A 1,819-nucleotide genomic window follows, 5' to 3' on the forward strand; every position below is an offset into this window, starting at 1 on the left:
GCGGTGCAGGGCGTCGGCGCGGGCGGGCTGATGATCGGCGTCCAGGCGATCATCGCGGACATCGTGCCGCCCCGGCAGCGCGGCCGGTACATGGGCCTGATCGGCGCGGCCTTCGGCCTCGCCTCCGTCGCGGGCCCCCTGCTCGGCGGCTACTTCACCGACCACCTCTCCTGGCGCTGGTGCTTCTACTTCAACGTCCCCTTCGGGCTGGTCACCCTCGCCGTCGTCACCGCCGTCCTCAAACTGCCCCGGCCCAAGGTCCGCCCCCGTTTCGACGTCCTCGGCACGCTGCTGCTCGCCGCCGCCTCCACCTGCCTGGTCCTGCTGACCAGCTGGGGCGGCACCGAGTACGCGTGGGGCTCGCGCACGATCGTCGGCCTCGGCGCGGGCGCCCTCGCCGCGAGCCTGTTCTTCCTGCTCGCCGAGCACCGCGCGGCCGAACCCCTCATCCCGCTGCGGCTGTTCCGGGACTCCGTCTTCAACGTCACCGGGCTCATCGGCCTCGTCATCGGCGTCGCCCTGTTCGGCGCGGCCAGCTACCTGCCGACGTTTCTCCAGATGGTCGACGGCGCCACCGCCACCGAGTCCGGGCTGCTGATGCTGCCCATGATGGCGGGCATCGTCGTCGCCTCCGTCGTCTCCGGACAGCTCATCAGCCGCACCGGCCGCTACAAGCTCTACCCCCTCCTCGGCGGCGCCCTGTCCACCGCGGGCATGTGGCTGCTGTCCCGCCTGGAGACCGACACACCGCGGCTGCACTACAGCCTCTGGATGGCTGTCCTCGGCGCAGGCATCGGCCTGGTCATGCCCGTGCTGGTGCTCGCTGTGCAGAACTCCGTGCGCCCCGCCGACCTCGGCACCGCCACCAGCGCCAACAACTACTTCCGGCAGATCGGCGGCAGCGTCGGCGCCGCGATCTTCGGCACCCTCTTCGCGAACCGCCTCGCCGACGCGCTGCGCGAGCGCGTCCCCGCGCACGCGGGCCAGGCGCCGCCCGACGCCGAGTCGATCACCCCGCAGCTCGTCCACACGCTGCCCCCGGCCCTGCGCGACGCCTACATCAGCGCCTACGCCGACGCCATGCCGAGGATCTTCCTGTACCTCGTGCCGGTCCTTCTCGTCGGCCTGTTCCTCGCCTTCTTCCTCAAGGAGAAACCCCTCGTGTCCCACAACGAGACGGAGACCGAGCCCCTCGCCCTCCCGTCGGCGCGCGCGACGTACGCGGCCGGGATCGCCGTCTGCGGAACCGTCCAGCACCCCGACGGAACCATCGTCCCGCGCGCCGCACTCACCCTCATCGACGTCGCCGGGCAGCAGATCGGGCGCGGCGCCAGCGGCGACGACGGACGCTACGCGCTCGCCACCCCGGGCTCCGGCGCGTACGTGCTGATCGCCGCGGCGGGCGGGCACCAGCCGCAGGCCGTCTCCGTCACCGTCGGCGAGCGGCCCGTCGACCTCGACATCGTCCTCGGCGGCGCCGGGCGCCTCGCCGGGACCGTCGTCACCGCCGACGGCGCCCCCGTGCGGGACGCCACGGTCACCCTCACCAACGTCCACGGCGAGGTCGTCGCCGCCACCCGCAGCGGGCGCGAGGGCGGCTACACCATGACCGAGCTGGTCGCCGGCGAGTACACCCTCGCCGCGAGCGCCCCCGCCTTCCGGCCCGCCGCCCTGCCGGTCACCGTCCAGCAGGCCCGCGAGACCCGCCAGGACATCGAGCTCGCGGGCGGCGCCGTCCTGCGCGGCACCGTGCGCGCGGGCGGCGGACGGCCCGTCGAGGACGCGCGCGTGACGCTCCTCGACGCCGCCGGGAACGTCG

General features: G+C 73.9%; 1 protein-coding gene. It reads left to right on the forward strand.

Translation table 11 applies throughout. The features are described 5' to 3' along the window. The coding region (locus AOK24_RS38905; RefSeq protein ID WP_055724650.1) for an MFS transporter at positions 1-1,819 on the forward strand (1,819 nt) is incomplete at both ends.

This window comes from Streptomyces niveiscabiei, assembly GCF_001419795.1.
GTDB classification, from domain to species: Bacteria; Actinomycetota; Actinomycetes; order Streptomycetales; family Streptomycetaceae; genus Streptomyces; species Streptomyces niveiscabiei.